Genomic DNA, 2,818 nt, shown 5'->3' on the forward strand with positions numbered 1-2,818 from the left:
ACGAGTGGCTGAGATCGTTCGCTTTCGCATGGAATCAGCTTATCTGAACACTACCAACGAGGCCGCAGCGACGTACAAGGCCGTCGAGAACGGCGCTCATGTCAACCCGAATTTTCTACGCGTTGAATGGCCGCCGCTTTGACTACAATCGGGAGATCAAAGAGATTCTAAAAGCGTTCGCGACAGATGAGAGCAGTGTCAATGAGGACGACGTGATCGAGTATCTCGGAGCGCACACAGAGCCGCTCGCCCCAGAGTACGAGGCAACCATCAACCTGTGGCTGTCACGGATCGAAGACACAGATCAGCTACCCAGAGATCCCAAGCTCGATACAGGCGACAATGAACAACACGAACCGAACGATTATGACGATGACCCCTATAGTGAGGAGTAAGGATGGCTGCTGAGAGTGACCAACCCGAGATTCCCGATGAGTTGTCCCCCGAGGAGGCACGGCAGTATCTCATCCGGTTCCTCGGACGCCAAGATCTCGACGAGCACGAGGAGATCTACGACGAACTCGCGACCGAGTAGGACTCTCTCCAGGCTGTTCTCCGTAGTACTACAACAGTACCGTGGTTTCTCGCAGAGCGAGACCGTTCCAATCCGGAGCGAAAGCGAGATTGACGCACCAGTTTTCCCGTTCGCACTGGAACATCGGCCACGCATATGGATGCAACCGAGGACACGGTTCGAGACATTTGTACCGACGCAGTCTTCGAACGCGGCGAACGATATCTTGCTGAGGGCCGTATCCACGAAATACACCGCGTCGACAGCAACGTTACCGCCGTCGTGAGCGGCAGCCGTCAGTACGATGTCCGTGTTGACCACGCCGCAGACGGGTTTGTCCCGTGGTGCGACTGTCCGTACGACAGGCCGGGAGCGTGTAAGCACGTCGTCGCCGTGTTGCTCCGGTGTGTCGATGACCCCCCGGCAGACGACGGCGATCGACTCGACGCCGCACTCGACAGTGCCGACGACGACGAACTCCGCGCGTTCCTGCGTGACGAACTCGCGACCAATACGGATCTCCGCGAGCGGTTTCTCGCCGGCGTTGGCGAGCCGACGAGCCAGTCGGTCGGTGAGCTTCGTGCCTCGATCGATCGGCGGTTCGACGAGACGAACCCTGAGTACCACGTCATCTTCGAGCCAATCGACTTCACGCAGTGGTTCGAGCTCGCGAACGAGTACCTCGAGCAGGGGCGGCACGCGTCAGCGGCGACCGTCTACCGGGCACTCGTCGAGTCCCTCGACGACAACATGGAGCGCGCCGACGGCGCGTACGACCACTTCTCGCGTGCGTTCAGTCAGGCACTCGACGGGTATGTTGAGTGTGTCGCGACCGCGAACCGCGACGCTGATGCGGTCACTGACGCCGTTGCGTTCCTTGAGGAGCGTGTGACGGCGGGAAAGCCAGTTCCCGCGGACCACTTCGAGAAGGCGGCAGTCGAGCTTCGAGCGAAGCTGGGCGAGCAGGCCGACGAATAGCTGGGTCGCCCTCGATGACGCCCACACGTTCGACGACCGTGAAAATTAGTTTGTGTCGCGGTCAGCCGCGTCGATCATCTGTTCGCGAGCGGCTTCGACATCCGAGTAGAGCGCCAACGCATGCTTGATGAGTCGGCGGTCTTCCAGATTCTCCTCCCAGCGTGTAATCACGTCACGGCGTTCCTGAAGCTCGGCACTTGCGAGATCGCCGTCGGCGAGCGACTGTTCGAGCTCCTCCCACGTCTCGATGTCGTAGGTCGTCTGCCACTCCTCGATCTCCTCGGTAATCGCGGTCAATTCACTCCGCAGCTCCTCGCGCATGTTCTCCTCAATGAGCGCGCGGATCTTCTCGAAGAACAGGCGCGTGTAGTCTGGCAGATAGCGCGTGCTCTCGCCGGACTCAACGCGGCGCAGTTGGCCCTGCTCGACGAGCGCTTGGAGTTCCTCGTTGGTAGTACTCCAGGCGGCGTCAGTCTGCTCGCTGACCCAGTTAACTGACCGTGATTCGCGAAGCGTCTCGGCGACCGCCCGAATACGGTGGCGAGATCTGGGTGGAGGATAATGAACCGACAGGCGCTGTCTTCGTTGTACAGCTCCCACTCGCAGAGTAACTAATTCTACACGCCTAATTCGATACAACGGATTATCCATAGAGAGGTACCAGATGAGTGGCAACGACCCTTCGTATCAGTGACGCCGTCGTCGACCGCCACATCGAAGCAGCGATCGAGTGCTGTCGAGTCATTCTCGCTAACGAGTGACGGTGATTCTGTTTGTACGGTATCATCCTCTTTCCACATACTAAATTCTACTAGATAGAGAATCTAAATTAAACTACATAAAATTATCCTCTTTCGTTAAAGAAACCATCATAAGTTACTAACGAGTGTTCTAGCGCACCACACTTATGTTCGTAGTCTCTGAAGAATACTTTGATGAGTTCAAAACAAGACGATCTCAAAGAGACAAACACCGAGGCCCGTTTCGAGTTCAAGAAGGAGGAGAAGTCTGCCTTCCAGACCGAGAAAGGTCTCACCGAGGAGACAGTCCGCGTCATCTCGGAGGACAAAGACGAACCAGAGTGGATGCTGGAGCGCCGCCTGCGCGCGCTCGAGCAGTTCCAAGAGATGCCGATGCCGACCGACTGGCCCGGTCAGCCGGACCTGAGTGAAGTCGACATCGACGAGATAGTCCCCTACATTCGGCCGGACGTCGACGTGCGGGCGGGCGTCGACGACTGGACGGAACTCCCAGACGACATCAAAGACACCTTCGACAAGCTGGGCATCCCGGAGGCCGAGAAGAACGCGCTCTCCGGCGTCGGCG

4 protein-coding genes and 1 pseudogene are annotated in these 2,818 nt (G+C 58.0%); 4 read left to right on the forward strand and 1 reads right to left on the reverse strand.

Annotated elements, in window-relative coordinates; all coding sequences use genetic code 11:
- The first annotated feature begins 98 nt into the window (after positions 1–98).
- The 3 genes from SD626R_RS13320 to SD626R_RS13325 all read left to right on the forward strand — a co-directional run bounded on the left by SD626R_RS13320 (position 99) and on the right by SD626R_RS13325 (position 1,492).
- A complete protein-coding gene (locus SD626R_RS13320; RefSeq protein WP_241996667.1) occupies positions 99–395 on the forward strand; it encodes a hypothetical protein in 297 nt (98 codons plus the stop codon).
- Between the two features lie 2 nt (positions 396–397).
- Positions 398–535, forward strand: a complete 138-nt coding sequence (locus tag SD626R_RS16925) for a hypothetical protein (RefSeq protein ID WP_176697329.1) — start codon at positions 398–400, stop codon at positions 533–535.
- A gap of 135 nt (positions 536–670) precedes the next feature.
- Positions 671–1,492, forward strand: coding sequence for an SWIM zinc finger family protein (locus SD626R_RS13325; protein WP_092566828.1), 822 nt, complete (start codon positions 671–673; stop codon positions 1,490–1,492).
- A gap of 45 nt (positions 1,493–1,537) precedes the next feature.
- Here SD626R_RS13325 and SD626R_RS13330 read toward each other — a convergent pair whose 3' ends face one another.
- Complete coding sequence (locus SD626R_RS13330; protein WP_255310184.1) at positions 1,538–2,092, reverse strand: DUF7342 family protein; 555 nt, start codon at positions 2,090–2,092, stop codon at positions 1,538–1,540.
- Between the two features lie 335 nt (positions 2,093–2,427).
- On the opposite strand from SD626R_RS13330, the pseudogene SD626R_RS13335 reads away from it, so the two are divergent.
- Positions 2,428–2,818: pseudogene (locus SD626R_RS13335) on the forward strand (Fe-S cluster assembly protein SufB); the annotation flags it as partial.

Origin of the sequence: Halorubrum sp. SD626R (assembly GCF_001261915.1) — an archaeon.
Lineage (GTDB): Archaea > Halobacteriota > Halobacteria > Halobacteriales > Haloferacaceae > Halorubrum.